Consider the following 25,978-nt stretch of genomic DNA (forward strand, 5'->3'; position numbering starts at 1 on the left):
AGGGCGGTCTTGCGTCTTTGGCGATTGTGACACGCTGTTCTCGCCGTCAAGTGCTGCGCAACGCCGACGGTGCCGGCGCCGCTTGCGGCCAGGGGCCGGCGGGCCACTTGACCGCTCCGCTGCAGCGTATCCCAGGATCGCCGGGCAATCCCGCCCGGCACTGGAGATCCAGCAATGCAGTATTCCATCGCGTTCAACACCATCGATCACGCCGCCGGCGCGCTCTTCGTGCAGGATTCCGCTGGCGAGGTGCGCCTTGCGGCGCCAAAGGAGATCCTCGCCGCGGCACGCGAGGTCGTCCTGCAGGAGATCCAGCGCGGCCAGCTCATGGATTCGCCCAAGCTCGTGCGCGAGTTCCTGCAGCTGCGGTTGAACCCGAGTCTTGAGCACGAAGTGTTCGGCATCCTGTACCTGAACCCGCGCGCGGAACTGATCGCATATGAAGAACCGTTCCGGGGGACGTTGAGCACCACTCCTGTATATCCGCGCGAGATCGTCAAAGCTGCGCTGGCGCATAACGCGGCGAGCGTGATCTTGGCGCACAACCATCCGAGCGGTCACGCAGAGCCGAGCGCGGCCGACATCAGCATGACGCGTCAGCTCAAGGATGCACTCGCATTGGTCGGCACCACCGTACTCGATCACTTGGTTGTGGCCGGCAGCAGGATCGTCTCGTTCGCAGAGAAGGGCATCATGCCCTGACCTGCGGCGCCGGGCCTGGCGCTGGTGTCAGGCCTTGGGCGCATCTTTGCCCTGCGCGCACCGGGCGCAAGGGGCTTTCGCGGCATATAGCCGCTCGCTGCGCTCGCTTTATATTCCACGGCCCCTTGCCCCCGGCGCTTGTTCCGCAGGGCGCCAGTGCTCCCGTCCCGCCACCCGGCCGGGCCCTACTTCTGAGGAGCACGAAATGACCCAAGCCACTCTTTCCGTCGCACGCCTGGTTCCCGATGGCGAACGCATGAACTTTCTTCCCAAGGCGTTCGGAAGTCGCCTGATGCTGCGCGGAGAGATCAGCGTCTACAACTGGTTGGATCGCCTGTCGCAGGAATACAGCGGCGGCTTCTGGCACTACTACGAGATCCCGAACGGCTTCTACATGGCCCCCGCCGACTACGAGACGCTTCACATCGTCTGGCCGATGAACTGGTGCGACCGGACGATGTCGGCAGACGCCGCCGGCATCGTGGCCACGCTGTACGCCCTCTGCGAACTGTGCAGCCAATACCGTAGCGATGACCTGGCAGAGAAGTACCACGCCCTGCGCGACTTCGCCGGCGAACAGGCCGAGGCGAACGCCATCTTCGCGGCGATCGATTAACGCCATCCCGGCCCGCTTCGGCGGGCCTTTCTTCTTCTGGCCGCCATCAGGCCATCGTGGCTCAGTCCCTGCTAAGTGACGCTGCAGAGGAACGGCTGCGCTTTGAAGGTGGACCGTGGAAAGCCATACGGGGTGGCGGGTCTGCTTTCCCGGTCAGGGTGCCACGTCGTTCTCGCGTTCAAGTGCGGCGCGGCCCGGGCTACGCCCGAGCCGCTGGCGGCCGCTGGCCGTCTTCGACACTTGAGCGCTGCGCTGCGCCGTGCCTCTCAAGTTCCGGGCATTCCCGCCCTGGCAACCGGAGAGAGTACATGGCCAAAACCTCAAATGCACAACAACGCCGTTTCCTGAACAACGCGGACGCCCACCAGAAGGAAATCGTCAGCCTCATTCGGCAGGTCGCGCACACGCGTGGGATCGACCGCGTGTGGAGCGACTGGGTGGAGATCTGCGCGATCGCATTGGCCCGTGCCGATCTCGCGCAGCGCGAGGCGCGCGAGCAGCGCTACCAGCAGGTAATCGCTCAGTACGAGCGGGCCGAGCTGGACTTGCTGGTGCAAGCGTTCTCGCACCTGGTCATGGCCTACGAGGTCCGGGTTCAAGCAGCAGACTTTGGCGACGTGCTGGGCAGCACGTTCATGATGCTGGACATGGGCAACGCCGGCACCGGCCAGTTCTTCACGCCGTACGAGGTGTCGCGCCTGATGGGCAACATGATTATGGGCAACGGCCAGGATCTCATCGACAAGACGGGGGCACAGGGGTTCGTGCGCGTACTGGAACCAGCCTGCGGCGCTGGCGGCATGTTGATCGCGGCTGCGCACGCAATGCATGATGCGCAGCTGAACTATCAGCAGTGCATGCACGCCACTGCAATCGACATCGATCAGCGCTGCGTGCATATGACGTTCATCCAGCTGGTGCTCTTGCACGTGCCGGCCGTGGTGATTCATGGCAACGGCCTTACGGGTGAGTGCCGAGAGCAATGGTTTACGCCCGCACACATCCTGGGCGGCTGGGGCGCGCGTCTTCGCCGTCGCGAAGCGGAGGAGGGCGCTCGAGCGCTCCTGCAGGCGCCGGCGGCCGTGCCAGATCACCATGTCGACCAGGTTGCGGCCGACAGTTCATCGGCCGAGATCGATGCGCCGCTGCAGGCCATTCCGAAGGCCATCCGCCAAGCCGCTGCCGCTGGCCAGATGTCGCTCTTCTAGCGAGGTTGCAATGGCCCCTCACGGGGCTTGGCGCGCCGGCGACGCGCCATCTTCGGCATATGGAGAACCGCAAGCACTGCACGGAGCATACAGTCGCATCCCACTCACACACGGACGCTAGGGCCGCTGCGCGCGGCTTTGTAGCCGCGGCCCCATCTTCAAGGGCTTTCGCGGCATAAACCGCTCACTGCGTTCGCTATTTATTCCACGTCCCTTGACCGCGCTTTCGTGGGCTGCGCCCGCCTGCCCCGTGCAGTGCAATGCAGATCGGCTGACATTGCTGCACGCAAGGAGCCAACCATGAGTCGTGTTGTCCTGGGCGATTGCCTGTCCGTTCTCCCCACCTTGCCTGATCGCTGCGTCGATCTGGTCCTGACCGATCCGCCATACCTCGTCAACTACGTGGACCGCTCAGGCCGGAGCATCGCCAACGATCGTACCGACGAATGGCTGGCGCCGGCGTTCGCACAGATGTTCCGCGTCCTTCGCGATGACGCCTTCTGCATTTCGTTCTACGGCTGGAACCGCGTGGACCGATTCTTTGCCGCCTGGCGCGCCGCCGGCTTTCGCGTCGTCGGCCACCTGGTCTTTGCGAAGCAATATCAATCCAAAGCGCGATTTCTCGCGTATCAGCACGAGTCGGCCTACTTGCTGGCCAAGGGGCAGCCGGCGCTCCCGGCCGAGCCCTTGCCAGACGTCATGCGTTGGAAGTACAGCGGCAACCGCCACCATCCGACGCAAAAGCCCGTCGAATGCCTGGCGCCGCTGATCGAATCTTTCAGCCGCCCGCGGGACATTGTGCTGGATCCGTTCGCCGGCTCGGGTTCGACGTGCGTGGCCGCCCGCCAGGTCGGCCGGCGCTTCTACGGCATCGAAATGGATCCGAAGTACCACGCAGCCGCAACGCAGCGCTTGCAGCTCGCCCGCCAAGAGAGGATCGCAGCATGAGCCGGGACGACGCAATTACGGGTGGCCTGGTCGCATTCTTGCAGGGCTACGGAAAACACGACTTGGACGGCCTGGCGGCGATCGCCAGATACAGCGCCTGGCCGGCGCTGGCCGCCCGCGAGAACGAGCGGCGCATGGCGCGAATTATCGAATCACTGCCGCTCGATGAAGTGCAAGCGATTGCCCGGTCGGAAATCGACCTCAATGAATTGGCCCGCCGAGTGCTGGCCGCGCTGGACCCGGAGTGAGCCCAGGGGCCATGGTAGAACTTTCCATGGCGGCTCGCGCCGCCATTGCGGACATCGCGCGCCGCGTTTTGAACCTGGAGACGCTGGATTGCCGAGGACGCGCCCAGCTCGTCTATCACGAACTGTTCGTAGGCCAGTTGCGCGAGGCGCTGGAGGCCGCGTACTTGGCCGGCATGGTGGACCACTATCGCCGAAAATGAGAAAAGCGGCGCCGGCCTGCCGGCCGGCGCTGCACTTCACATTAGTCCGAGCACACGCGTCATATTGGCGGCAATCTGGCTGCGAATGGCAGCGCGCGCTTCGGCGGCGGTGGCGAAAAAAGTGCCGGGCGGGCCTACACCTTCCCACGGCCCCCGCTGCCCGTATCGGATGCTGGCCACAATCCCGGCGCCGTCGTCGGTCGGCGTCATCGAGTACGCAGCCCTGACCCCATTTACCACCATGGTGCCCTCCATTGTTCCTCCTGTTGTCAGCCTATTCGCGGTTTTTTTTCACGAGTTAAGAATGCCACTGCGCTAGTGTTGCGCTACTAGGAAAAACACGCATCCGCCGTGTCACAGCTCGTGCTAGATTGCGGGCCTTCGTGACCCACGCACCGTTCCGACATGGATGAGCCAAAAAAGAGACGCCGTACCAAAAAGCAGGCGCCAGAGTTGCATTGCTCGTTCTGCGATAAGTCCCAATATGAGGTGCGAAAGCTCGTTGCCCGAGGTGACAACGATCAGGTCACGATCTGCGACGAGTGCATTGAAATGTGCATTGGGATCATCAACGATGAGTCGTTGGTAGAGCTCAAAGATCGTCCGAAAGCGCTGTTCGACTACATCGTTCGACAGCATGAAGTCATCGGCCAGGCGACGGATCGGGCAAATAAGGCCATGGATCTGCTGAACATCTCGCCTTCGACAGATTCGCAGCGCTGAAACGCACAAGGCCAGACCGGTCAGGACGTCGGCGCGGGCCGTTTTCGGACGGAGTGTTCACCCCTGGGCGTGCCCCTACGCCTTCGGCTGCGGGTCGGGCTCTCGCGCTTCGCGTTGAGCCTGGCCAACCCCGCCAGTCTCACCCCCGGTGGGGCTTCCAGCCGTCCCTCCCTTCGGTCGGCTCACGCCTTCGCGCCTGCCGGCGCTGCGCGCTATCGCTTGCGGGCCGCCTTGCGGCCAGCTTGACCCGCGCTGCGCGCGGGTAGGGGCGCTCGGCGCGCGCCTGGCTTTGGTGTCGCCGCCCTGTCTCTCGCAATGCATCCATTCCCGCGAGCCCCGTCCTAAAACGCCGACCGTACCACTGCGCTCCTCCCTCCAAGGGTCCGGTGCTCACCCGTTCGGTGCTCGCCTTTGGCTGCGCTCCGCGTGCGGCCTCTGCTCCGGCCCTTTCCAGTCGTCACTACGTGGCCACGGACGGCACGGACAGGCCTCACAGGAACGGATGCGAATAACGCGGAGGGAAAGACCATGAACAACCAAATCCAACAAACCTACGCTCGGACGACTTCTTCAGGATCGGCTGGCGAACAGGACACGACTGATATGCCTATCGTGATTTACACGGTGCTGGGTGGCGCTGAATGCGCCTTGACTAAAGCGGCCCTGGCGCAGCGCGGCCTTCAGTACGCCGAGCGCAGCGCGATGGACTATGCGCCCGCCCTGGCTCGTAAAGGCTTTGATTTCGCGCCCGTCGTGACCGCCGCGATTGAAAACGAGTTGCTCGCCTGGACCGGCCATCGCCCCGACCTCATCGAACTGTTGGCCGACCTGATGGATACCGGCGTGGTCGACGCGGACGGTTTGCGCGACAGGGAAACGGCCGACGAAGCCGTGTTGACCCGGTTTCAAGTGGTGCTGGAACTGCGCGACCACCAAGCGAACGCCCAAGAATTCTTTGCCGAACATGGCGACCAGCCGCTGTATCGCGGGCGCGACCTGCTGAACTGGCTTGGCTACTAAGTAAAAGGCCCCTGTCGGCGGCAACCGACAAGGGCCATCACCCGCAACCTCGGACTAGGAGATTCGTGATGAACCACGACTTTATCAGATTGGCGAACGACATGCGCCGCGCCCACTTGCTGGGCCTGGGCTTTCGCATTCCCGCGATGACCATGCGCCAGCTTACCGCCCTCATCGCCGCGCTCGACGCGCCCGAATTCCCCGCGCAACTGCACTGATTTGATATCGACCCGGAGCATTTTGATGAAACTCGATTCCAACGAACTCGCCGCCGTCCACGCCGCCGCAACGCGCACAGAAATCCCGCATTCGCAACTGCGCCTGAGTGAGGCGTATCAGGCCCGTGGCCTGGAAGACCGGAAGCAGGACGCCGAGATTCTGGAACTGAAAGCCACCATCCTGGCGATGGGCGGATTGCTGCAAAACCTCGTTGTGGTCGCAGCGCCGGACGGTTCCTATGAAGTGTGCGCGGGCGGACGGCGCTGGACGGCCCTGGGCCTGCTGATCGCGGACGGCGTTTTTCCCGCCGACTGCCCGGTCCCTTGCCTTGTCATTCCGGCCGCTCACGCGCACCACGCCAGCCTGATCGAAAACATCGGGCGCAAGGCGATGCACCCGGCAGATGTGTACGCGGGATATGCGCGCTTGCGTGCCGAAAACTGGACGGTTGCGGCCATCGCCGCCGCGCATGGCGCGTCCGAATCGGCGGTCAAGAAGCTGCTGGCGCTGGGCAGCGTGTCGCCCACGCTCATGCAGTTGTTCCGCGACGGCAAAATCAAGATGGACGAAATGCAGGCGCTGGCATCCGTCTCTGACCATGCTCGCCAGGAGGCGGCATGGAAGGCATCGGCGGGCCAATACTGGAACCGCGATGACCACATTCGCCAGTTGCTGGCCGAAACCGAAATGCGCGGCGATTCGCCCGTGGCGCGGTACGTGACCGTCGCCGCATACGAGAAGGCGGGCGGCGAGGTTCGCCGCGACCTTTTCGAAAACGACGCCTATCTGACCGACCCGGAGAAGGTGCGCAGCATGGCCGATGCCAAGATGCAGCGATCCAAGCTGTTCAAGGCGGTGCAGGCAGAAGGCTGGTTGTGGGTGGAATGCCGCGTGTCTTTCGAGTACGCCGACAAAAAGTCTTTCGGCGAGATTCAGCGCGTCCTTCAGGAGCCCAGCAAGGCCCAGGCCAAGCAGATCGACGGACTGCAAAAGAAGACGGAAGCGGCGCGGACAAAGCTGGCTGAATTGCAAGAGGCCGAAGGCCAGGACGCGGCCGACCTGGACAAGGTTCGCGGCCTGATTCGCGGCTATGAAGGGCAGCTTCGTGAAATCCGGGCCGAGCTTTACGACTACCCGGCCGACCTGAAAGCCCTGTGCGGAGCGATTGTGCACCTGGACTACCATGGCGACTTGACCGTCACGCGCGGTTTGATTCGCCAGGACGAGCGCGACGCCGTGGCGCAGGCCACGCGCAGCAACGACGCAGAGGGCCAGACGGTGACGGGCGTGGACTTGCCCCCGGTAAAGACGCGCCCGGTGCATTCCGAAGCCCTGACAAATCGTCTGCAAGCCCAAAGAGTGATTGCCTTGCAATACGAAGTCATGATGCGCCCGCAATTGGCTCTGTGCCTGCTGGTGGAGCAGATGCTGGGCGATATGGACTGGAACCGGCGCAGCGCCAGCGGCGATACGTTCGATTTCTCGGCACGGTCGGCCCAACATGAATTGGCGAACACGGACCCCGATATCAAGGACTGCGCGGCCTGGACCGCCGTGCAGGAAATGATTGGGTCGGTCACGAAGGACGTGCCGGAAGATGAAAGCGCCGTCCTGCCCTGGCTCCTGAACCAGTCCCAGGCCGATGTTCTCGACATGCTGGCCGTGCTGACGAGTCTGACGATCTACCGCCGCCGCAGCAATGCGCACGGCGCGGAAACCAAGCACCTAGACCGTTTATCGGGCCTTGTTGATCTCGACATGAGCAAGTGGTGGAAGCCGACCGCGCAGTCCTACCTTGCCCATGTGTCCAAGGACCGAATCGCGGCAGTGGTCACAGATGCAGTCGATGCCGAGCAGGCGAAGCCGCTGCTTGCGATGAAGAAGGCGCAGGCCGCCGCAGCAGCGGAGCAATTGCTGGAAGGGAAGGGCTGGGTGCCTGAACTGATGCGCGTCCAACCCCTTCAGGCCGCAATGGCCGTGGAACACCCGATGGGAGAAATGGAGGACTAAAGAGCATGTGCGCCGGGGTCGCTGCGCGGTCCCTGGCTGAGGAGGCGAGCCGACGGACATTGCGGTCCCTCGGTCGCCCGCACCGGGAAACCTTCGGAATATTCCCTTGATGGAATATTCCGTGCAGGCTATAATCTTTAAAACAGCTTAGGCGGGGAATCGATGGTTTGGGAAGTTGAGTTCACGGATGAGTTCGAAGACTGGTGGAACAGCTTGTCGGTCAGCGAACAGGAATCGGTGGCCGCCACGGTCGGCCTGCTGGAGGAACGGGGCACGTCGTTGGGCTTTCCACATTCGAGTGGAATTAACGGCTCCAGGCACGAACACATGCGCGAGCTTAGAACTCAGGCGGGTGGGCATCCCTTGCGTACCCTGTACGCCTTTGACCCCAGGAGGACCGCCATTTTGCTGATCGGCGGCGACAAAACGGGGAATGGCCGCTGGTATGAAGAGTTCGTGCCGCGAGCGGACAAGCTTTACGACGATCATTTGGAACAATTGCGAAAGGAAGGGCAGATCAATGGCTAAGAAATTTGCAGCACTCCGGGCGGCCATGTCGCCGGAATCTCAGCTTCGCGCCAAAGCCGCTACGGAAGAGATGCTTCGGGACATGCCGCTACAGGAATTGCGTCAGGCCCGTGGTCTGTCGCAAAAGGTCCTGGCCGAGATCTTGCACGTGCAACAGCCGTCCATCGCCAAGATGGAAAAGCGGACGGACATGTACATTTCGACGCTGCGCAGCCACATCGAGGCCATGGGTGGCCAACTGGATGTGGTTGCCCGGTTCCCGGACGGTGCAGTGCGGATCAGCAACTTTTCCGACCTGTCGGGCAAGGTGGCGGGAGCAGACCTAGGGGAAGCTAGGTCGTGACAATGCACTGCCCGCCGCATCCCGGCGAGATTCTCCGGGAGGATGTCATTGCCCCCCTGGGGCTGTCCGTCACCGAAGCGGCTGACCGGCTGGCCATGTCCAGGGTCGCGCTGTCTCGGGTGCTCAACTGCAAGGCTGGGATCAGTCCCGACCTCGCGGTCCGGCTGGAACGGGCCGGGGCAAGTACTGCCCAGGCGTGGATTGCGATGCAGGCCAACTATGACCTTTGGCAAGCACTTCAGCATGAGCAGCCGCCAGTCCGGCCTTTGGCCTCCGTGGCTGACGTTCACTAACCACCGCGACACCCGCCAAAGCAAGAGGGCCGCCCTAGGGGCGGCCCTTTTGCTTTGGATGAACGGCGTCTTGGATTGGGGCGTCCAGTCCCACCGGCTGCGCCGGCGGGGCCGTCCTTCGGACTTCGTGAGCGTCCCCCGGACGCCCACAGGTGCCCTTAAGGCCCCCGCCGCCAGGGCGGCGGCGGGTCCCTTAAAGCCACCACACACTACGCACCCTCCGGGTGCGGTTATCTCTTTGATTTTTTGGGGCTTTCCTCGCGCAGAATTGTTTTCTTTTGTCCTACAACAAACCGCGCTAAAGCGCCAGAGGCCACGCGGGCAGCGGGTTTGCCCGGAATGCAGCCGTATACATTCCGCCGATTCTTGACATTCTCGTCGTCGGGCGCTGGGTGATGAGACAACTATGAGACAGGTGTCAGACACGTGTGAGACAACTATGGGACATGTGTGAGACATCTATGAGACACACATGAGACCACAGTGGGACAACAGTGAGACAAAGTACGCCCCAGGCGACAATCGCAACATGAAATCGACTTGTGCTGTGTCATTTCTTGCGCTTGACCGTGGTTCAGGGCCGCTGCCAGTCGGCCGATTGTCCGAACCTAGTCGCGCGAGGAAACGTGACATTTCGGGCAGGCGGTCATGCCTGTGGTGTCGGATCTGTCCTAAGGGCAGTTTCCGACCGGGAACCGCGAGCGGCCCTTGTCGACTGGCCGATGACGACCCGTTGCAGCCCTTTGGGTCGGCGCCGTCTAACGGCAGCTTTCAAGGGGTTAGTGGTCAGTCCCAGCGGAGTGGCTGCTTGGACATGTCATTGCGCATCCCCTCGAAAGGTGAATGATCTTGGAGAACAAGTGCAGACTGAAAACGAGGCGAAGCGGCACCGCGACGGTCGGAAGGCGACGTCCGGCTCGCTTCCTCAGGCCGCGTCAGGGTGAGGACGGTGCGACACTGAGCAGGTGCGCCCTCATGTCGGAGGAGGTGCTCGGCGGGGAACCGAGGCGCACGGTCAAACGGGGTAACGTTCGCATTGTGTCTCCGATGTTCGGGTATGTGGTCCCTGTGGGACCAGGCTCCACCCAAAAAGCGGACGGCGCTCCTGGGTATTGACCTGCGGAAAGGCCGGCCTCTGCAGCGCTGAAGCGGCGGCTCGCTCGGGGCCGGCCGCCGCGGTCGGGGCTGCAGTCAGCTCTGCTCCCCGTCGCGCATCTCGTGCAGCCTGTAGCGCATTTCGCAGTCGAGATAGTCTTCGGTGTGGATCAGCACTTGATCGGACGCCAGAAGCACCACGCCGTATTGCGGCTGCTCATGTACACCGATGATCTGGCTCTCGTCGCCGTGCAGATCGAGCGCGACCTGATGGTTAGTGCCACGCAGCGTCGAGTAGCCGATGCCTCGAAAGACACCGCAGATCGGGCGGTGGATGTGGCCGAAAAACACCTGCTGGATACGTGCTTCGAAGCCGGCGATGGCGGCCATGAACGGCCCGGTGTCACGCAGCGAGAGGAAGTCCATGCTGCGGATGCCGATCGGGAAGAATGGATGGTGCATGAACAGCAGCACCGGCTTGGCCGTCCCCTCCAGTTGCTCGCGCAACCAGGCTGCGCGACGCTCGCAGAAAACGCCCCAGTGCACGCCCGGCTCGTTGGTGTCGAGGAACACCGCCAGGTGATCGCCGAAGTCCACCGCATACTGCACAAAACCCTCGGGGTCGCGCCCGACGTGCGGGAAGTACTTCTGGAAGATTTGGCGATGATCATGGTTGCCCAGGATCGGGAACACCGGCATGGTGAGCGGCGCCAGGCATTCGCGCAAGTGTTCATACGCGCCGGTGTGGCCGTAATGGGTCAGGTCGCCGGTGATGGTCACGGCCTGGGCGTCGGGCTGGTGAGCCAGAATGTGAGCTACCGCCTGCTGCAGCCGCTGCTTGGGATTGGTGCCATACAGATCGCCAGCGTCGGCGATCAGGTGGGTGTCGGTGAGATGGATGAATTTCATCGCGGCGCTCAGTTCAGCAGCTTCTGCACATCGCGCGTCATGGCGTCCAGCGCGGCGTCGGGCTTGGTGGACTTGTCGAACACGGTCTGCAGATGATCATTGATCACGTCAGTGATCTTCAGGCCGTTTTCGCCCGGGAACGCATACCAGCCGGTCAGCCACGGCAGCTGGCGAACGGCAGTGTATTGGTTCGGATTGGCGTCGTAATAGCCCTTGAGCTTGGCGGGGTCGTCAATCGGCAGGGTGTTGGCGGGGAAATAGCCGGTGCCCTTGGTCATGATGGTGGCCCCTTCGGGGCCGGTGGCGAACTTGATGTATTCCCAGGCAGCCTTCTGGTGCGCCGGGTCTTTAGCAAACATCATGGCCACGTTGCCACCGGCCGGCACGCGAGCGTTATCCCCATAGGTCGGGAAGAACCCCGTCACCATCTTGAACTTGCCGCCGATCTGCTTCTCGATGGTCGACAAGCGTGACGTGGACGATGACAGCACAGCGAGCTTGCCGGTCACAAACAGCTGGGCGGCGTCCTTGTATTTTAAGTTCTGCATGGTGCCGTGCTCGACCATGCGGCCCATCTGCTCGATCGACTCGCGGCCGGTCTGGTCATCGAAGGCCACCTTGGCTTCGCTCGCGTCGAGCATGCTGCCGCCCTTCGAGAACACCATGGCCTGCCAGAGCCAGTTGCCGGTGATTTCCCAGTCGTAGTGCAGGCCATTGGTGCCGGCGTTGGCGGCGCGCGACTTGTCGGCGGCGGCGAGGATGTCGTCCCAGGTTTTGGGCAGCGCGTCGGCCTTCACGCCGGCGCGCTCCAGCAGGTCCATGTTGGAGTAGACGATCGGGGTCGAGAGCGAGAAGCCGATACCCACCTGCTTGCCATTGACTTGGCCGAGCGACATCAGCGCAGGGCTATACCCGCTCTTATCCCAATCCTTCTCCGCCTGGATGAAGGGCGTGAGATCGACCGCGATGTTGCGGTCGACGAACACGCGTTGGCGGTTCAGGCCCTGGTACGACACGTCGGCCAGTTGGCGCGTGACGGCATGCCGCAGCGCCTGTTGCGCGGCGGCCTCGTATTCGGGCGTGGGCGCGCGGAACTTCACGGTGTAGTCGGGAAACTTCTCCGTGAAGCGCTTGGCGATTTCCTCGTGCACCGTGTTGAACATGTCGGGATAGGGGTAGTCGACGATCAGTTCTATCTTGGCGGCCTGGGCGGCATTGCCGATCAGGGCGACGCCGGCCAGCAGGCCGAACAGCAGTTTGAATTGCATGGAGGTTCCTTTAACCTTTGACACCGGTGAGGGTAACGCCCTCGATGAAGCGCTTCTGCGCCGACAGAAAGAACAAGAGCAAGGGCAGGGTGATGATCACCGTGCCTGCCATTAGGGGGCCGAAATCCGTGCCGGCTTCCTCGTTCTTGAAGAACATGGTGCCCAGCGGCGGGGTGGCCAGATCGGTGGTGTTGATTACCAGCAGCGGCCAGAAGTAGTCGTTCCAATGCCACACCACGGAGAAAATCGAGAAGGCGATGAGCGCGGGCATAGCCGCAGGCATCATCACGCGCCACACCAATTCGAACTCGCCCATGCCGTCCAGCCGCGCAGCATGGATCAGGTCGTCGGGTACGCCTATAAAGAACTGGCGCATCAGGAAGATGCCGAAGGCTGAGGCGATGAACGGCAGAATTAACGCTGCGGTGGTGTCGAGCAGGCCGGCGTGATAAAGCAGGATGTAGAGCGGGATCGCGGTGGCCTGGAATGGAATCATCAGCGATAGCAGCACCAGACCCCAGGCCAGGCGCTTTCCACGGAATTTGAGCTTGGCAAAGCAATAGGCGGCCGGCAGCGACACGATGATCTGCAGGATCAGGATCCCGCCGCACACCACGATGCCGTTCCACAGATAGCGCAGCAGTGGCACCTGGGTCAGCGCGCGGGTGTAGTTGTCGACCGCGGCCCACTGCCGCGGCAACAGGTGGAAGCCGTCGCGGAAGATCTCGTCGGCCGGTTTCAGCGATGTCGACAGCATCCAGACGAAGGGCAGCAGATAGACCGCGGCGCCGGCCAGTAGCAGTGTGTGACGCAGCACGCGCCAGGGCAGCCCGGGTTGCATGGGATTTTTCATCAGTGGAGTGTCCGTTTTTCCATGCTGGCCTGCTGCACCAGCGTGAGCACGAAGATGCAGCCGACGAACACCACCACCATGGCCGCCGCATAGCCCATGCGGAAGAAACCGAAGCCCTCGGCGTAGATGGTGTGCAGCAGCACCTCCGTGGATTTGTTGGGGCCGCCCTGGGTCAGCGCGTGTACCGTATCGAACACCTGCAGCGAACGGATACCGCACACCGTGACAACGAACAGCATGGTTGGGCCGAGCATCGGCAGAGTGAGCCGCAGCAGGCGGTCGAGCGGATGGCGCATGCCGTCGAGCAGGCTGGCGTGGCGCAGTTCGGCCGGGATGCTTTTCAGACCGGCCAGGAACATCACCAGCGCCAGGCCCGACATCTGCCAGATGCCGATGGCCGCCAGCGCCGGCAGGGCCAGGTCGTAGTCTTTGAGCCAGTTGCGCGGCTCGGCGCCGAACCAGCCCAGCACGTGGTTGAGAAAGCCCACCGAGGGGTGCATCAGGAACTGCCACACCACCGCCATCGCGATCAGTGTCGAGGCCACCGGCATGAAGAACGCGGTGCGGTAGAAGCCGCGCCAGGAATCATGCGACTCGATTAGGAGCGCCACGGCCAGGCCGATTGCGATCGAGCCAAGCGACACCACCATGAGGTAGTACACGGTGTTGGCGAAGCTCTTGCGGAACGTGGTGTCGTTCCACAGATCGGCGTAATTGCCCAGGCCGATCCAGTTCCAGCTGGCCGCGCCGAACTGCCAGTCGGTGAGCGACATGAGCGCTACCACCACCAGCGGCAGCACCAGCAGCAGCAGGGTCAACACCAGGCTTGGCCCGAGTAGCAGCGTTAGTTGCAAAGGCTTGATGCGCATCCCGGCTCCTAGGCGGCCAGCGACAGCGCGCGCTGGCCGTCAGCGAGACTGTGGCCGTCGGCATCGAACGCATGCCAGGCCGTCAGTGGCACGTACACGCGCAGCACCTCGCCGGTGTGGATGCGGTTGCTGGCGGGCAGCACCACGACGACCTTCTCCGCCCCTGCAGTCTGCAGCGTAACCATGCAGTCGGCCCCGGTGAATTCCACCAACTGCACCGTGCCGCTTACCACCAGGGCATCGCGCATGGGCGCGAGCGTGGCGGCGTGTGGACGGAATGCCATTCGGGTGCTGCGCGTGGGGAAGTGTGGCTCGATGGCCTGTTCCTGCAGCGCAGCGCGGCCGGCGCCGTCGTGGCCCACGGTCAGGAAGTTGATGCGCGGCGCGCCCACGAATGCGGCGACGTCTGCGTGTTGAGGCGCGTGGTAGATCTCCTGCGGCGTGCCCAACTGCAGAATGTGGCCACCCTTCATCACCGCCACGCGATCCGACATGGACATGGCCTCGTGCTGATCGTGCGTGACATAGACGAAGGTCACGCCGAGCTGGTCGTGCAACTGGCGGATTTCGCTGCGTAGCGACTGGCGCAGGTTCGCATCGAGATTGGAGAGTGGTTCGTCGAACAGGAATAGCGAGGGTCGGCGCACCATCGCGCGTGCCAACGCCACGCGCTGGCGCTGGCCGCCAGAGAGCTGGGCTGGCTTACGTGTCCATAGATGGTCGATGCCCAGGATACCGGCCACCTGGCGGCCCTGGTCCTGCGCGTCGCGCACACGGCGGCGCGTACCGGGGATGAGCCAGCGCGCACCGGGCAGGCGCTGGGCGAAGTTGAGTGAGCGCATATAGAGCGGGGTGCAGATGTTGTCGCCCACGCTCATGTGTGGATAGAGCGCGTACGACTGGAACACCATGGCGCAGTCGCGTTCGCTGGGCGACTGCGCCAGGATGTCGGTGTCGCCCTTGCGCAGGGTGCCGCTGTCGGGCATCTCCAGTCCGGCCAGCAGCTTGAGCAGCGTGGACTTGCCACAGCCCGAGGCGCCCAGCAGGGTCAGGAACTCGCCATCGTGGATGGTGAGCGAGAGACGGTCGAGCACTGTCGTGCTGCCATAGGACTTGCTGATCTGGTCAAGGACGAGGTCAGTCATCTTCTGTCTCCAGGACGCGGGTGGGGTGCGACGCGATCCAGTGCTTCAGGTCGCCGGCATGGTCATAGGTGAATACGGCGGGGGCAAGGTCACCGGGCCGGGCATGGTAGCCACCGCGATGGGCGGCGAAATCCACGCGGGCGGCCTGTGCGCAGCGCGCGTCGACCTGCGAGTCCCCCACGAACAGGGCCCGTCCGGAGGGATGGCCGACACGTTCGAGTGTGGCCAGCAGCGGCGCGCCATCGGGCTTGGGCGGCAGACCGTCGTCGAGACAATGGACGTGGCTGAAGTGCGCGCGCCATTCGTGGTGCGCCAGCAGGGTCAGGGTGGAGGCGCGGTCGCGGTTGGTGCACACGGCCAGCGTATGGCCGGCCGCCCGCAGGCCGGCCAGCAGTGCGCCGGTGCCGGCGTAGGGCGTGGCCGTCACCAGCGTGTGATCGAGATAGTGGCGCGACATTGCCGCGAACAGCGCGGGACGCGCCCCGTCTTCAGGGCCGGCCAGTTGCGCGGCGGCGCGTTTGAACATTGGGCCGACGCCCTGGCTCAACGCCAGACGCAGCGCGGTCGGATCGAGACTGGGGGCCGAGGCCGGGGCCACGGCGCGCACGGCCGCCAGCAGGCTGGGCCAAGTATCGAGCAGCGTGCCGTCGAGATCAAAAACGATCGCTGGATAGGGGGTGAAAGTTGTCATGTCCGCTACTTTATTGATCGAATGTGACGCAGATATGAACAAATTCGTTTATAAAAGATCAATATCGATCATTTCATTTTTTAAGGCTCCAGAAATCTCTGTGTGATAGGGTGGCGGCCCCGGCCCGATAACGATCAAATATGCTCAAAGCCGAACGTCAGCAGCGCATCCTCGCGCGTATGCAAGAAACCAACGCCGTGACCGTGCGCGATCTGGCGCAGGCCTTTTCGACCTCGCCCATCACCATCCGGCGCGATCTGCTCGAACTGGGCGACAAAGGCATGCTGGCACGGACCCATGGCGGCGCGGTGGCCTTGCACGAGGTGCTGGCCGAGGGCAATGCGCGCTATGAGATGTACAGCTATGCCGAGCGGCACAATCAGCAGTCGGCCGAGAAGGCCGCGATCGCGGAGTGCGCGGCGCAGTACATCTCCGATGGCGACAGCATCCTGATCAACGCCGGCACCACTGCGCACGCGCTGGCTCAGGCTCTGCGCGGCCACCAGGATCTACACGTCATCACCAACGGGCTTTCCGTGGCCGCGGCGGCCGGGCAGAGCCGAATGGCGTATGTGTATGTGCTGGCTGGCCGGCTCGACACTCGCAAACAGGCCACTATCGAGCGCGCCGACAACGACACGCTGTCGGGCATCCAGATCCGGGAGGCGTTTCTCGGGGTGCACGCGGTGTCCGCCGCCGGCATATTCATGCGCGACAGCGAGGACGGCGCCATGAACCGCGCCTTCATCGCGGCGGCGAGCCGTACCACCGTGATGGCCGACCACACCAAGCTCAACGCGCATGCCAGTTTCCGCGTGGCCGCCTGGCAGCAGGGGCAGCGCCTGATTACCGATCCGGCGGCCGACCTGGAGGTCGTGGCCGCGATCCGCGCCCAGGGCGTGGAAGTGGTGATCAGCGCCTAGGCGGGTAGGGGCGCGGACCCGGTCGAGCTCTCAATGGCGAGTTAAAGCGGACATTCAAAAGGGCAAGTTATACGACCGCTTCTGGCCGCCATCGGCCGGTCGACAAGGACGGCTAGCCGCCAGAAGCGGTCGCCTACCTGATATATATTCGAGACTTCTAACCAAGTTTGCAAGGTAAGACGTGGAAATCGATATTACCTCTGTTGACGTCCGGCTATTTACACCCGACGACGATATTTCGACTCTCACTTCGTTACTGCACCGAGCATATGCCCAACTCGGTGAAATGGGATGGCAGTTCAAAGCTGTAGATCAGTCCGACGATGTCACGCGGCAGCGCTTGGATGCTGGGGAGTGTTATGTGGCGGTTGCGGGCGGCAACTTGGTGGGGACCGTACTCTACGTTCCTCCGCCACGGACCAGAGGGACACCATGGCTCGATCGGCCCGATGTCGCTAGTCTTCATCAGCTGGGGGTGGACCCCGCTCTACAAGGGTCGGGGCTCGGGACCAGACTGATGAAATACGCCGAAGCTCGGGCGGCAAACTGTGGTGCCAGTGAAATCGCTTTAGATACCGCCGAACCCGCAACGCATTTGCAAGATTGGTACATCTCACGCGGCTACCGGCCGATTGAATTTGCGCAATGGGCACACACTAATTATCGCAGCATCATTATGAGCAAGCCATTGGGCGAATCCGCCTAGACTTTTAGTGCGCGCAATGGACGCGCTGAACGCACGCCGGATGGGGAGAGAACCTTCCCCACTTGGCGACGGTGGGGCGGGAGTGATCGTGCGCCTTTTGCGGCTTCAGGTCGAAAATTGCCTGTCTTCGACGACCACTCCGGGCCAAGAGTGGCCGGCTGCGGGTTTACGCAATAACACTTTTGAGTGTTTATCGCACTTCGTGAGCGGTCGTTCGGGCGATCAGACGGCGAGAAACCTGCGGCCGATTATATTTCTCGCTTTCACTACGCAACGTGATCGCTTGTCCGCAAGAATATAGGCGGCGCTCTTAGCTGGATGCTAGTCGCACCAGGAAACGTGACACTTCGGGCAGCCGGTCATGCCGGTGGCGTCTGTAATTTCCAGAGTGACGTCCTCCTCGCAGCGATAGCAATAGCCTTCCGGCGGTAAAAAGGTGAGGCCTTTGGCTTGGCGGAGCAGTATTTGTGCTCGCTCGGCAGTGCACGCCCGCGCTGCTTCGTCCGGTCGGGTTATCTCGAACAAGTGCATGACCTGGTGCCGCAATTGCAGAAGTGCTTGCAACTGGATCTGCTCCTGCTCGGGTTCACCCAGAGCCAACGATCCGCTGCTCGGATGCCGTTCTAGCTCGACCTGCAAGCGGCCGTACTCTGCATGAGTAATGTCATCGACGCGCAGCAGCACCGCGCCGCATTCCACTGGGTACGGATCCTCGGCCCAGTTCGTGTAGGAGGACTCGCGGACGTGCAGCAGCTGGTCGAAGGTTTCTAAGGCGTCCCTCTCGACTAAATGGATCACGCCCTGGGCCCCCGCCAGCCCGGTACTTTTAATGTGGACAAAGCTTCCCTTGACGGTTAGCGTGAAGAACGGTGTTTGAATAGATTGCATTGTTAATCCTATTTGGTGTGGTGTTCCATCGTGGCAGGCGCTTTGTATGGACGCCAAGGGCGGGTAGCTTCCAATCCGATGTCCAAGGCCGCAGTCTTTTCCTCGAGCCGATCTACGACGCCGGCCAACTCGCTGGCGTCGTTCGTGTAGATCTCCGTATGGTGACGTGCGCGTGAAATAGCCACGTAATAGACGTCACGCTGCGTGGTCCGGCTAAAGCTCTCCGCGTTGATGAGTGCGCGGTCGCATGTGAGGCCCTGGGCGCTATGGCTGGTCGTGGCATATGCGCGATCCAGGTGTAGGGGGCCGGTGGCAGCATCCAGCGTGAGCCTCCGGCCGTTGCCGCCAATGGTGACGGTGGTGGGGGTTACCGCCAGCACCTCGAATCGGCCACCGTTGACAAGGTCAAGCTTGGCGTTGTTCCGTGTCACTCGCACCCAGTCGCCTGCAGACAATTCCGCCTGGACTGGCTCGTATACGGAAAGCTTGGCGGCGCGTGCAGGATTGAACTGCGTGCGCTCTCCTGTGATGACATGTTCGACAACCAGATCATTTGGCTTTCCTGGCGCTACGCCGATGACGCGGTACATCTCGGTCTGGCGTAGGTTGCCCGTCTTGTAGTCGCGTTCCGGTTGGAGGATGTCGCCGGCGACGTAGTACTTCGCCACCCGTCGCTCCGCCTGGGTCGTGTCGCGACGGGTGAGCAGATTGAAGTCGAATCCACGGCCAGACAGGCCCAGCGCCTGGTGCGTTGCCTCGTTCAGTGCATTGCGCGAATCGTTCGTGCCTGTGACGATCAGCGTTTCACGCCTTTCATCCCCGTCGAGCGTGGCGTACTTGGAGGCGATGGCGTCATAGCGGGTGCCGTCGTCATCGATGGAATGGACCGCTTTGAGCTTTCCGTCCAACACGGCGAGGGATGCGGACGCCTTGCCAGCCGCGGCGAGTTCCACCGCCGCCTTCAGTTCTGGCGATTTCTGGCGGATGATGTCCCCCATGAGCGAAGTCTCCATGCCGGCCGCCTGCAGCTGGTGAAACGGTCGGCCCGCTTCAATCGCTTTGGTCTGGCCGGTGTCGCCGAGCATGACCACACGAGCACCGTCGGCCTCGGCCATCTTCATGAGGCGCTCCATGATTCGGGCGGGAACCACGCCGGCTTCGTCGATGACGAGGACCGTCTTCGCGTCCAACTTGAAGCGGTCCTTCTGGCGCGCTTCAAGCACGGAGGCCACTGTACGTGCCTCCATGTTCAGCTCTCGCAGCGCCTCGATCTGCTTGCCGTAAGACGCCACCGCCTGGACGCGATAGCCGGCCGCTTCTGCCGCCTCCTTGACCTGCGCCAGCATGTGCGACTTGCCGGTGCCGGCCAATCCCTGCACGCCGACAAAGCGATGCGGCGTGCTTAGTATCAGGCCGGCCGCCGCGAGCTGCCCAGGCTTGAGCTTTTTGTCAGCCAACGCAGCCTGCGCCGCGTCCACCTGCAGGATCGGGGCGACGGCGTCACGGCCTTCGCGCTCAATCTGCAAAATGCGCTTTTCACGCTCACGCGCGGATTGCGTGGTGTAGCGGGCGCCCGTGGGGACATATTCGCCTCGGGCAATAGACTTGCGGACCTGTTCTTCCGCCTGCCTCTTGGTAGTGCCGCCTTGAACCAACGCGTCAACCATCTCGGAACGATACATTGCGGGCGCATCACGGTCCTTGGCGTGGCGATACTGCAGCGTGCCAAGGATTAGGTGACCCCTATCTAACGATCGTTTGACGGCACCTTTGAGGTCTGCCAGGTTGACGCCCGTGCCGTGGGATCGGCGCAGCGCTGTCTTCAGCAATGCCTTGCCATCCATGACTGACTCGCGCTCCGTGTGGTGTTTGATTGCCCACTTCAAGCATTCGTCGGCCGTCAAGGATTGAGCCTGCGGCGTGCGCTCGGCCGCCTTGCCGGTCGGTGTGTTCGACGGCTCGAATGACACGCCGAGATCCCTGGCCTGCCGCTCCCAGTCGCGCTGCAACTCCTCGCGAGTGAGCTCCGGCGCTTTGTTGTTGCGCGTCTTGAGCGCGATCGTCTGTTTGAGTTTGGGACTTGCGGTAAGACGAGTTGCACCCACCGAAGCCAGTTCGGCATTGATGTCTTGAGAACGCTTCGAATAGGCTTCGATCTGTTCTCGAGAGACGTGCGCAAGTTCAAAGCTCTTGCCCTCATATCGAATGGCGTGCCCGGCGCGTTCCAGCTCGGCGACGAGCTCTGCCGAATAGACTGACTGCACCAGCGAAACGAGCCGGTAGATCTCATCGTTCGAGATCGCGGTCCAGGACCCGTCCGCGCGCTGGGTAATATTCAGAACTAGCGCGTGAGTGTGAAGTTGGGGGTCCGAGTACGCACCGTCCGTCGGGCGGGCAGTCTCGTGGCGAAACTTGGCGATCGCGGCGTTCCCACTGCGCTCCATGGTGGTGACGCCCTTTTCCGTTTGGCGTGCCCGCACCAGCTCCTGCTCAATGAATGCCAGCGCCTTGGTGACCGCCGCGTCATGTGCGGCTACAACAGAAGGGTCCTTGCCGACCAGCGCTTGGATACTGACGCTCTTTGGAGGGGAGAACGTCATGTCAAGCGCGGCCCTGGCTTTGGCATCAAGCCGAACCGATTGAGACAGTGCAACTTCAGATCCGAAGTCACCGCGGAGCGCCCGCAGGAACTCGTCCTGTTGGATGCTGCCAGTGAGGCCAAGGGCCTCTGCAGCTTTTCCCTGCCACTGCGCCGCAGTACCGTCGCGGCTGTAGTAGTCATCCTTCTGGTCTGCGTAGTAGTGCGACGCCTTGTTGGCGGCGCTCCGGTGGATGGTCTTGAGCGAAATCATCGGATGTTCCATGCGAGCGGCCGCCGGCGCTGCCGGCGACCTGGTGTGATGCGCTTACGCCGCGAGAGTCGGATCCTCGGGTAGGTCGACTTGCGACCAGGGTTGAGGGCCGCTGGCAGACGAATTGGTCATACTTTGAGCGCCGCTGCGCCTCGCTTCGACAAAGGGCGCATTGCGAATAGCGAAGGTTGCCGGCTGGAGCTCGAACTTCGAGATCGGCCGGTTGCCCGCGAAGGCAACCCAGCCGGTGAGTTCAGGCAGCGTTTGTACCTGCGCGGCGGTAACGACGCGTTCTGTCGAGCGGACCATGCGTTCGCTCGTGTTCGGCGTCTTTCCAGGGTTTCGGCTATCGGTGTATTCCGGCCGCGCGACCTCATGCTCACCGAGCGACTTGGACATGACTTCTGCTGTTTCAAAGTCCGTCTTGGAGCCGCCGAGCACGACCAGCGAGCGGAAACTTGCGCGTAGCGTCTGGGACATCTTCTCTCCGAAAATGTCGTCCATTTGGGATACCGATTGAAGGCCAGCAAGCGCGCGGCCACCGTTCTTGCGCCCCTTCGTCAAGAAGTCCTCCAAGCTGGCCATCTTCTCCATCGACCCCAGTTCATCGATGACCAGCCACCACCGGCGCGCCTGATCTTCTGGCAGCGAAAGCAGTGCCGAGCAGAAAACGTCAACGAATGCGGAGATGAGAGGCTTCATCGCCTCCTTCATGTCCTCGCGCCACGTGATGTAGAGACTGCCGGTGCCGTGCTCCATCCAGTCACGAATGCTGAACTGTCCAGCAGGCATCGTGACGTGTTCTGCCAGATACTTGGAAAGCACGAAGCGTGCGCTCGTCAGGGCTTTGTTGGCCTCAGATGAGCCGGCAAACAGGGACTCGGCAAGCGTGCCGGAAAGGAAGGCCCGAAGGTCTTTGTCGGAGGCGATCGTGGTCCAACGAAAGAGCTCTTCGATGGACGGGTTTCCTAGTTCGTTCAGCTTGCGGGCAGCCTCACGAAGCAGGAGTCGAGCATAGCCGTTCCACTCTTCCGCGTTAGCGTCTTTGCCCAGCGGAACAATAGACAGCGCTAATCGCTTCCAGTCGTACTCCGCACGCACCTCATTGAAGAATGACCAACCCTCGGTCCGCTGATCATAGGGATTGAGCAGGACGTCGCTCTCCCGCCCGAATTTGCTGTAGAGATCGCCGTTCGGATCGACCACGACAATTCGGTCGCCACGCCGCAGGGCGGAATAGACCAGGTTGCGCAATAGCACCGACTTGCCGCTGCCCGTTGCTCCGTTCAGCAGGATGTGAAGATTCTCGATGCCCGTGGGCATCGGGACGCCGGCCACATCGATCTGCTGGCGGCCGTTTTCGGCGCAAAGCTTCTTCAGCTTCTTGACAGGGACCGCCTCGGTACCGCGAATGTGCTTCTTGTACCCGGCGCCGTCGAAGCCGTCTTTGGTTGAGTACTTCTTGAGCGTGAGCGAAAGTGCGAGTGCCAGGATGAGGGCGATGATGGGCGCGGCGATTAGGGAGGGGTAGTCTGGCGTGGAGACTACCCAGTGTGATAGCACCGTCCAGGTGATGTGGGAGAAGGGGAGGCCGGATAGCACCTTGGCTGTAAAAAGCCAAGCGCAAAGAGGAAGAACTAGAAGGGCGAACTTGATAATTCGCCGGCGTATGTCGGGTGCCATGAAAGTCCTTTCGGAATAGGAATAAGGCGCCTAGGGCGCCATTGAAATAGCGCCCGCAGGGGCTACCGATAAAGCGCGAGCGCCACAAGGGCGCCGCCGATGCCGCTGCCGATGAGCGCGCAGACCGCGCACAGGAGACCAGCTCGCCACGCGGCCGTCGGCAGAGCCCGGGTTGCGACGCGAGTCGCGATTCGGGCTTCGGACGTCGACTTAGCGAGGGTGCGGCTTGCCTCAAGAAGCGAGCGGGCGGCCTGGCCGCCCGCATTGACCGCAGCCTCCATGCCTGCTTGGCGCACAGTGGAGGGCAGCGCTTGCATTGCCTGGGCGATCCCCTCCTGCCGTGCTGTCAGCTGCTCCATCTGCCCTACCAGTTGAGCGCTTTCCTGCAGCATGTCGCGATACAGAAGCTCCATCCTGCTTCGGGGGATGGGGGACGAGGCGGCTGCGCTTTCGGGCTGAATGGCGGTCACAGAGTCCCCTACAGGAAGAGTGCGCCAAACGCCTTGTCCAGCTGCCGATCGACCGGACGCGCAAGCGACTGCAGGGCATGCATGTCGCTGAGGTGACTGACGAGCTTCGCATCGTCACGATCAGCCTGACGCAGCTCCTGGCGGTAGTCGCGCGGGTCGGCGAGAATTTCCTTGATCGTGGTGCGCTTGTTGGCCAGCAGATCGAACACCTCGTTTTCAAAAATCGCCGCTTCCGGATTGGCCTGGAAGTCGCCGGACTTGCGGGCGTAGCCGAAGATAGCTGCGAACTCCTCACGGACATCGGAATCGACCCGATTGAAGAGCACTCGCACGCGGTCGGCCGGCACGCCCATCTCCGAGAGGGCCTGGATCGTTTTGATCGTCTCGCGTTGCGCTTTACCCGAACTGACCACGGGCAGGACGTAGTAATCGATCTCGAGATGCGCCTGGTCGTACTTCACCAGCTCGGCCAGAAAGTCCTCGATGTTGGAGGCGCCGACGTCGACGATGGCGGCTTCTGCCATCAGCAACTTGCGAAAGAGGCGGCCAAATTGCCCGCCGCGCATCTGTTCGACATCCAGCCCAAGATCGGCTGCGCTTTCGTTCGTCGACTCAACGGCGATGATTTCGGCGTCCGGGATGCGGGGCGCCAGCAGGTGGCTCGTCGTGACGGTTTTGCCGACCGAGCCGGAATAATTGACGGTTGCGATTTTCATGGGTGATGCCTATTTTCTTCGGCCGATTTCGGCCAGTTCGTTGAGGTCAATGTGATCTGAGGCTAGGCGAAGCCGAACCAAGTCGGCCTTGCTTTGAATGCCGCCAGGAGCGGGGGTATCGGGGATGCGCGATGGACAAGGCAGACTTGCCTCGGAGCTGGGCGCGGAATGGCGGTCGGGCACGTTGTCGTCGATCTCCAAAGCGACGGACCGCTTGCGCCATCGGTAGAGCGCCTTTCGAAGCGACAGAAGTGTCACGGGCAAATCAGCGTTGATCAGGGATTCAACGATCTTGGCGTGGGGGACTCCCTGTCTGACGAGTCGGTCTATCAACGGAAGTAGCGCGCGAAACCGCGCGCGCTGGTCGGTGGCATTCAACGCGTTTAGCTGCTGAACGATCTCGCCTTTGTTGGCCGGCGGGGCGTGATTCTGTTGCATGGAGAGGCGTTTCCCAGGTTCGGTGAGTTGCGCGGACGCCGGGTTACCGCTCGAGGGCGGCCGAAATTTTCTCCGCACCTGCCTTCTGCCACGCGGTGGCTTCGAGCGCGAGGGATTCCACCTCGCGCACCAGGCCAACTTTGCCGCACGGGTAGCTGATGTCCACCTCTCTGCCTACGAATCGAAGCGGATCGGGTACGCTCATCCTGCCTGCGTCGTGCGAGATGGCAGTGCCGTTCGACACGAGCTGATAAACCTTGCTGCCCTGCACATCAAGAATGGCACCCCGATACGTCGCGCCGACTTCAGCCGGTTTCACTTCGGCCGGTGTCGAACCACGCCACAGAGTTTCGCCAATCACGAGCGTCAAATCCTCGCTGGCGCCGTGTCGCTGCAGCTCATCAATGGCCTCCGCTATAGGCATGATGTCGTAGGTGGTTTGTTCGAAGTCGCTCACGTGGTGCCATAGTTGTGTCTTGAGAAGCGCTTGGCCTTGCGTGTCGACCGCCAGTAAGGTGACCTTCTCGACCGCGTTCTCGTCTAGCGGCGACGGGTTTAAGAAGTCTTTCCGAACCACCGGCGTGGGCACGGTTTCTCGCATGACCGGGTGGTCTTCGAGATTTCGGAAGTCATCGAAAACGCCTGCGTCGATATCGCTTACCGACTTTCCGTCCCATAGCCGTAGCTTCGCTTCGGCTTCGCGCTCGAGCGCAGAGAGATGTTGCTCATAGGAATCGGCGGGGTCTACGTCCATCTGATCGGCTGCGTGGCTGACTTCGCCAGGTTGAGGCGTTGAGGGCACGTGAACGAATCGCTCGCCGGTGCTGACGATGGAGATGTCGACCGGCTTGCGTTCGCCGTCGGCGGAAAGAGCTCGCGGGCCGTTCGAAACGGGCGCGCGATCGGGTTGGGCGGAGCGAAACAACGCTTGGAATTTGGCTTTCAGGTCGGAGATTTTCATGAGATTTCCTCGTGAGGTGAAGGTGCGTAGCGCTCCAGGCTGAGCACCGGCGTGCGGTTGAGTTGACGTGAGCGGTGGCGCCCCTCGTGCTGCAGAACCGGGGTTGAAGGAGGGGGAGCCGCGCCCGTGGGCGGGCGCGGGGGAACCGTTGCGGTTCCCCGGGGGGTCGGAAGCGCGGACGCCGCTAGGCGGCCGGCCAGGGGGGCAGCAGCCCCCGCGCTTTTGGGGCCTTCCGATCCCCACCCGGCGGGATGCCCGCCGGGAAGGGGACGGACCTTTTTCTGGGGTATGCAGGCAGCGCAGCCATGGAGGTCAGCAGCGGTGGCGCGGCATTGGAGGCGTTCGGCAGACAGGTCGTGGCGCTAAGGGCGGGGCGAGGCCAGCGGCCCGCAACGCCCTGGGGGGCTGCCTTTCCCCCGCCTGGCGGCGCATCGCGCCGGCGGAGAGGGGGAC

The 25,978-nt window shown here is 62.6% G+C and carries 29 protein-coding genes; 15 read left to right on the forward strand and 14 right to left on the reverse strand.

The window, feature by feature from the left end:
- Nucleotides 1–174: 174 nt before the first annotated feature.
- The 6 genes from radC (at nucleotide 175) to ACO6D5_RS02545 (ending at nucleotide 3,922) form a co-directional block, all read left to right on the forward strand.
- Entirely contained in the window at nucleotides 175–702 is a 528-nt protein-coding gene (gene radC, locus ACO6D5_RS02520; protein ID WP_152383416.1) for a RadC family protein, read from the forward strand.
- Between the two features lie 205 nt (nucleotides 703–907).
- Nucleotides 908–1,318, forward strand: a complete 411-nt coding sequence (locus ACO6D5_RS02525) for an antirestriction protein (protein WP_152383417.1) — start codon at nucleotides 908–910, stop codon at nucleotides 1,316–1,318.
- Nucleotides 1,319–1,626: 308 nt separating this feature from the next.
- Entirely contained in the window at nucleotides 1,627–2,526 is a 900-nt protein-coding gene (locus tag ACO6D5_RS02530) for an N-6 DNA methylase (RefSeq protein ID WP_338617926.1), read from the forward strand.
- Nucleotides 2,527–2,826: 300 nt separating this feature from the next.
- Nucleotides 2,827–3,474: a DNA methyltransferase gene (locus tag ACO6D5_RS02535; protein ID WP_152383419.1), complete on the forward strand. Its 648-nt coding sequence runs from the start codon at nucleotides 2,827–2,829 to the stop codon at nucleotides 3,472–3,474.
- Entirely contained in the window at nucleotides 3,471–3,722 is a 252-nt protein-coding gene (locus ACO6D5_RS02540; RefSeq protein WP_152383420.1) for a hypothetical protein, read from the forward strand. The genes ACO6D5_RS02535 and ACO6D5_RS02540 overlap by 4 nt, the downstream gene beginning before the upstream one ends.
- Nucleotides 3,723–3,733: 11 nt before the next feature.
- Nucleotides 3,734–3,922 carry a DUF6900 domain-containing protein gene (locus ACO6D5_RS02545; protein ID WP_152383421.1) on the forward strand — a complete coding sequence of 63 codons (189 nt, stop codon included), beginning with the start codon at nucleotides 3,734–3,736 and terminating at the stop codon, nucleotides 3,920–3,922.
- A 36-nt stretch (nucleotides 3,923–3,958) separates the two neighbouring features.
- Here ACO6D5_RS02545 and ACO6D5_RS02550 read toward each other — a convergent pair whose 3' ends face one another.
- Nucleotides 3,959–4,177 carry a hypothetical protein gene (locus ACO6D5_RS02550; RefSeq protein ID WP_175157254.1) on the reverse strand — a complete coding sequence of 73 codons (219 nt, stop codon included), beginning with the start codon at nucleotides 4,175–4,177 and terminating at the stop codon, nucleotides 3,959–3,961.
- A gap of 150 nt (nucleotides 4,178–4,327) precedes the next feature.
- Between ACO6D5_RS02550 and ACO6D5_RS02555 the strand changes: the two genes are divergently transcribed.
- The 7 genes from ACO6D5_RS02555 to ACO6D5_RS02585 all read left to right on the forward strand — a co-directional run bounded on the left by ACO6D5_RS02555 (nucleotide 4,328) and on the right by ACO6D5_RS02585 (nucleotide 9,058).
- Nucleotides 4,328–4,645, forward strand: a complete 318-nt coding sequence (locus tag ACO6D5_RS02555) for a ClpX C4-type zinc finger protein (protein WP_152383423.1) — start codon at nucleotides 4,328–4,330, stop codon at nucleotides 4,643–4,645.
- A 528-nt stretch (nucleotides 4,646–5,173) separates the two neighbouring features.
- Nucleotides 5,174–5,665, forward strand: coding sequence for a thioredoxin domain-containing protein (locus ACO6D5_RS02560; RefSeq protein WP_152383424.1), 492 nt, complete (start codon nucleotides 5,174–5,176; stop codon nucleotides 5,663–5,665).
- A 68-nt stretch (nucleotides 5,666–5,733) separates the two neighbouring features.
- A complete protein-coding gene (locus tag ACO6D5_RS02565; RefSeq protein WP_175157253.1) occupies nucleotides 5,734–5,883 on the forward strand; it encodes a hypothetical protein in 150 nt (49 codons plus the stop codon).
- A gap of 25 nt (nucleotides 5,884–5,908) precedes the next feature.
- Entirely contained in the window at nucleotides 5,909–7,894 is a 1,986-nt protein-coding gene (locus ACO6D5_RS02570; RefSeq protein ID WP_152383425.1) for a ParB/RepB/Spo0J family partition protein, read from the forward strand.
- 162 nt (nucleotides 7,895–8,056) lie between these two features.
- Nucleotides 8,057–8,422 (forward strand): type II toxin-antitoxin system RelE/ParE family toxin, encoded by a 366-nt coding sequence (locus ACO6D5_RS02575; protein ID WP_338617929.1) that lies wholly within the window; start codon nucleotides 8,057–8,059, stop codon nucleotides 8,420–8,422.
- Complete coding sequence (locus tag ACO6D5_RS02580) at nucleotides 8,415–8,765, forward strand: XRE family transcriptional regulator (RefSeq protein WP_152383427.1); 351 nt, start codon at nucleotides 8,415–8,417, stop codon at nucleotides 8,763–8,765. The genes ACO6D5_RS02575 and ACO6D5_RS02580 overlap by 8 nt, the downstream gene beginning before the upstream one ends.
- A gap of 2 nt (nucleotides 8,766–8,767) precedes the next feature.
- Complete coding sequence (locus ACO6D5_RS02585; RefSeq protein ID WP_152385420.1) at nucleotides 8,768–9,058, forward strand: HigA family addiction module antitoxin; 291 nt, start codon at nucleotides 8,768–8,770, stop codon at nucleotides 9,056–9,058.
- Between the two features lie 1,191 nt (nucleotides 9,059–10,249).
- Here ACO6D5_RS02585 and ACO6D5_RS02590 read toward each other — a convergent pair.
- From ACO6D5_RS02590 to ACO6D5_RS02615, 6 genes are read right to left on the reverse strand one after another with little or no spacing between them, the layout of a single operon-like run.
- Nucleotides 10,250–11,062: a phosphodiesterase gene (locus tag ACO6D5_RS02590; RefSeq protein WP_035199189.1), complete on the reverse strand. Its 813-nt coding sequence runs from the start codon at nucleotides 11,060–11,062 to the stop codon at nucleotides 10,250–10,252.
- 8 nt (nucleotides 11,063–11,070) lie between these two features.
- Nucleotides 11,071–12,330: an ABC transporter substrate-binding protein gene (locus tag ACO6D5_RS02595; RefSeq protein ID WP_485824531.1), complete on the reverse strand. Its 1,260-nt coding sequence runs from the start codon at nucleotides 12,328–12,330 to the stop codon at nucleotides 11,071–11,073.
- Between the two features lie 10 nt (nucleotides 12,331–12,340).
- Nucleotides 12,341–13,171, reverse strand: coding sequence for a carbohydrate ABC transporter permease (locus ACO6D5_RS02600; protein ID WP_242408959.1), 831 nt, complete (start codon nucleotides 13,169–13,171; stop codon nucleotides 12,341–12,343).
- Nucleotides 13,172–13,182: 11 nt separating this feature from the next.
- Complete coding sequence (locus ACO6D5_RS02605) at nucleotides 13,183–14,052, reverse strand: carbohydrate ABC transporter permease (protein ID WP_026382207.1); 870 nt, start codon at nucleotides 14,050–14,052, stop codon at nucleotides 13,183–13,185.
- An 8-nt stretch (nucleotides 14,053–14,060) separates the two neighbouring features.
- Nucleotides 14,061–15,197, reverse strand: a complete 1,137-nt coding sequence (locus ACO6D5_RS02610) for an ABC transporter ATP-binding protein (RefSeq protein ID WP_026382208.1) — start codon at nucleotides 15,195–15,197, stop codon at nucleotides 14,061–14,063.
- Complete coding sequence (locus tag ACO6D5_RS02615) at nucleotides 15,190–15,888, reverse strand: HAD family hydrolase (protein WP_051428994.1); 699 nt, start codon at nucleotides 15,886–15,888, stop codon at nucleotides 15,190–15,192. The genes ACO6D5_RS02610 and ACO6D5_RS02615 overlap by 8 nt, the downstream gene beginning before the upstream one ends.
- Before the next feature lie 140 nt (nucleotides 15,889–16,028).
- Here ACO6D5_RS02615 and ACO6D5_RS02620 point away from each other — a divergent pair, with 140 nt between their 5' ends.
- On the forward strand, nucleotides 16,029–16,811 hold the full coding sequence (locus ACO6D5_RS02620; protein WP_026382209.1) for a DeoR/GlpR family DNA-binding transcription regulator: 783 nt from the start codon (nucleotides 16,029–16,031) through the stop codon (nucleotides 16,809–16,811).
- Between the two features lie 286 nt (nucleotides 16,812–17,097).
- The gene (locus ACO6D5_RS02625) at nucleotides 17,098–17,517 is read left to right on the forward strand and encodes a GNAT family N-acetyltransferase (protein ID WP_227741372.1); all 420 of its coding nucleotides are present in this window, start codon (nucleotides 17,098–17,100) and stop codon (nucleotides 17,515–17,517) included.
- Between the two features lie 321 nt (nucleotides 17,518–17,838).
- Here ACO6D5_RS02625 and ACO6D5_RS02630 read toward each other — a convergent pair whose 3' ends face one another.
- The 7 genes from ACO6D5_RS02630 to ACO6D5_RS02660 form a co-directional block, all read right to left on the reverse strand.
- Nucleotides 17,839–18,405 (reverse strand): hypothetical protein, encoded by a 567-nt coding sequence (locus tag ACO6D5_RS02630; RefSeq protein WP_152383438.1) that lies wholly within the window; start codon nucleotides 18,403–18,405, stop codon nucleotides 17,839–17,841.
- Nucleotides 18,406–18,413: 8 nt separating this feature from the next.
- On the reverse strand, nucleotides 18,414–21,257 hold the full coding sequence (gene mobF / locus ACO6D5_RS02635; RefSeq protein WP_152383439.1) for a MobF family relaxase: 2,844 nt from the start codon (nucleotides 21,255–21,257) through the stop codon (nucleotides 18,414–18,416).
- A 54-nt stretch (nucleotides 21,258–21,311) separates the two neighbouring features.
- A complete protein-coding gene (locus ACO6D5_RS02640) occupies nucleotides 21,312–22,940 on the reverse strand; it encodes a type IV secretion system DNA-binding domain-containing protein (RefSeq protein ID WP_152383440.1) in 1,629 nt (542 codons plus the stop codon).
- A 62-nt stretch (nucleotides 22,941–23,002) separates the two neighbouring features.
- Nucleotides 23,003–23,410, reverse strand: coding sequence for a hypothetical protein (locus ACO6D5_RS02645; protein ID WP_175157252.1), 408 nt, complete (start codon nucleotides 23,408–23,410; stop codon nucleotides 23,003–23,005).
- 8 nt (nucleotides 23,411–23,418) lie between these two features.
- Nucleotides 23,419–24,126 (reverse strand): StbB family protein, encoded by a 708-nt coding sequence (stbB, locus tag ACO6D5_RS02650; RefSeq protein ID WP_152383442.1) that lies wholly within the window; start codon nucleotides 24,124–24,126, stop codon nucleotides 23,419–23,421.
- Between the two features lie 9 nt (nucleotides 24,127–24,135).
- Nucleotides 24,136–24,564: a hypothetical protein gene (locus ACO6D5_RS02655; RefSeq protein WP_152383443.1), complete on the reverse strand. Its 429-nt coding sequence runs from the start codon at nucleotides 24,562–24,564 to the stop codon at nucleotides 24,136–24,138.
- Nucleotides 24,565–24,607: 43 nt separating this feature from the next.
- A complete protein-coding gene (locus tag ACO6D5_RS02660; protein WP_152383444.1) occupies nucleotides 24,608–25,525 on the reverse strand; it encodes a KfrB domain-containing protein in 918 nt (305 codons plus the stop codon).
- Nucleotides 25,526–25,978 lie beyond the last annotated feature (453 nt).

The sequence above is a fragment of the Achromobacter sp. genome, from assembly GCF_057314935.1.

Coding starts and splice junctions, on each gene's coding strand:
- radC (WP_152383416.1), top strand. CDS start 175: ATGCAGTATTCCATCGCGTTCAACACCATCGATCACGCCGCCGGCGCG.
- ACO6D5_RS02525 (WP_152383417.1), top strand. CDS start 908: ATGACCCAAGCCACTCTTTCCGTCGCACGCCTGGTTCCCGATGGCGAA.
- ACO6D5_RS02530 (WP_338617926.1), top strand. CDS start 1,627: ATGGCCAAAACCTCAAATGCACAACAACGCCGTTTCCTGAACAACGCG.
- ACO6D5_RS02535 (WP_152383419.1), top strand. CDS start 2,827: ATGAGTCGTGTTGTCCTGGGCGATTGCCTGTCCGTTCTCCCCACCTTG.
- ACO6D5_RS02540 (WP_152383420.1), top strand. CDS start 3,471: ATGAGCCGGGACGACGCAATTACGGGTGGCCTGGTCGCATTCTTGCAG.
- ACO6D5_RS02545 (WP_152383421.1), top strand. CDS start 3,734: ATGGTAGAACTTTCCATGGCGGCTCGCGCCGCCATTGCGGACATCGCG.
- ACO6D5_RS02550 (WP_175157254.1), bottom strand. CDS start 4,177: ATGGAGGGCACCATGGTGGTAAATGGGGTCAGGGCTGCGTACTCGATG.
- ACO6D5_RS02555 (WP_152383423.1), top strand. CDS start 4,328: ATGGATGAGCCAAAAAAGAGACGCCGTACCAAAAAGCAGGCGCCAGAG.
- ACO6D5_RS02560 (WP_152383424.1), top strand. CDS start 5,174: ATGAACAACCAAATCCAACAAACCTACGCTCGGACGACTTCTTCAGGA.
- ACO6D5_RS02565 (WP_175157253.1), top strand. CDS start 5,734: ATGAACCACGACTTTATCAGATTGGCGAACGACATGCGCCGCGCCCAC.
- ACO6D5_RS02570 (WP_152383425.1), top strand. CDS start 5,909: ATGAAACTCGATTCCAACGAACTCGCCGCCGTCCACGCCGCCGCAACG.
- ACO6D5_RS02575 (WP_338617929.1), top strand. CDS start 8,057: ATGGTTTGGGAAGTTGAGTTCACGGATGAGTTCGAAGACTGGTGGAAC.
- ACO6D5_RS02580 (WP_152383427.1), top strand. CDS start 8,415: ATGGCTAAGAAATTTGCAGCACTCCGGGCGGCCATGTCGCCGGAATCT.
- ACO6D5_RS02585 (WP_152385420.1), top strand. CDS start 8,768: ATGCACTGCCCGCCGCATCCCGGCGAGATTCTCCGGGAGGATGTCATT.
- ACO6D5_RS02590 (WP_035199189.1), bottom strand. CDS start 11,062: ATGAAATTCATCCATCTCACCGACACCCACCTGATCGCCGACGCTGGC.
- ACO6D5_RS02595 (WP_485824531.1), bottom strand. CDS start 12,330: ATGCAATTCAAACTGCTGTTCGGCCTGCTGGCCGGCGTCGCCCTGATC.
- ACO6D5_RS02600 (WP_242408959.1), bottom strand. CDS start 13,171: ATGCAACCCGGGCTGCCCTGGCGCGTGCTGCGTCACACACTGCTACTG.
- ACO6D5_RS02605 (WP_026382207.1), bottom strand. CDS start 14,052: ATGCGCATCAAGCCTTTGCAACTAACGCTGCTACTCGGGCCAAGCCTG.
- ACO6D5_RS02610 (WP_026382208.1), bottom strand. CDS start 15,197: ATGACTGACCTCGTCCTTGACCAGATCAGCAAGTCCTATGGCAGCACG.
- ACO6D5_RS02615 (WP_051428994.1), bottom strand. CDS start 15,888: ATGACAACTTTCACCCCCTATCCAGCGATCGTTTTTGATCTCGACGGC.
- ACO6D5_RS02620 (WP_026382209.1), top strand. CDS start 16,029: ATGCTCAAAGCCGAACGTCAGCAGCGCATCCTCGCGCGTATGCAAGAA.
- ACO6D5_RS02625 (WP_227741372.1), top strand. CDS start 17,098: ATGGGATGGCAGTTCAAAGCTGTAGATCAGTCCGACGATGTCACGCGG.
- ACO6D5_RS02630 (WP_152383438.1), bottom strand. CDS start 18,405: ATGCAATCTATTCAAACACCGTTCTTCACGCTAACCGTCAAGGGAAGC.
- mobF (WP_152383439.1), bottom strand. CDS start 21,257: ATGATTTCGCTCAAGACCATCCACCGGAGCGCCGCCAACAAGGCGTCG.
- ACO6D5_RS02640 (WP_152383440.1), bottom strand. CDS start 22,940: ATGGCACCCGACATACGCCGGCGAATTATCAAGTTCGCCCTTCTAGTT.
- stbB (WP_152383442.1), bottom strand. CDS start 24,126: ATGAAAATCGCAACCGTCAATTATTCCGGCTCGGTCGGCAAAACCGTC.
- ACO6D5_RS02655 (WP_152383443.1), bottom strand. CDS start 24,564: ATGCAACAGAATCACGCCCCGCCGGCCAACAAAGGCGAGATCGTTCAG.
- ACO6D5_RS02660 (WP_152383444.1), bottom strand. CDS start 25,525: ATGAAAATCTCCGACCTGAAAGCCAAATTCCAAGCGTTGTTTCGCTCC.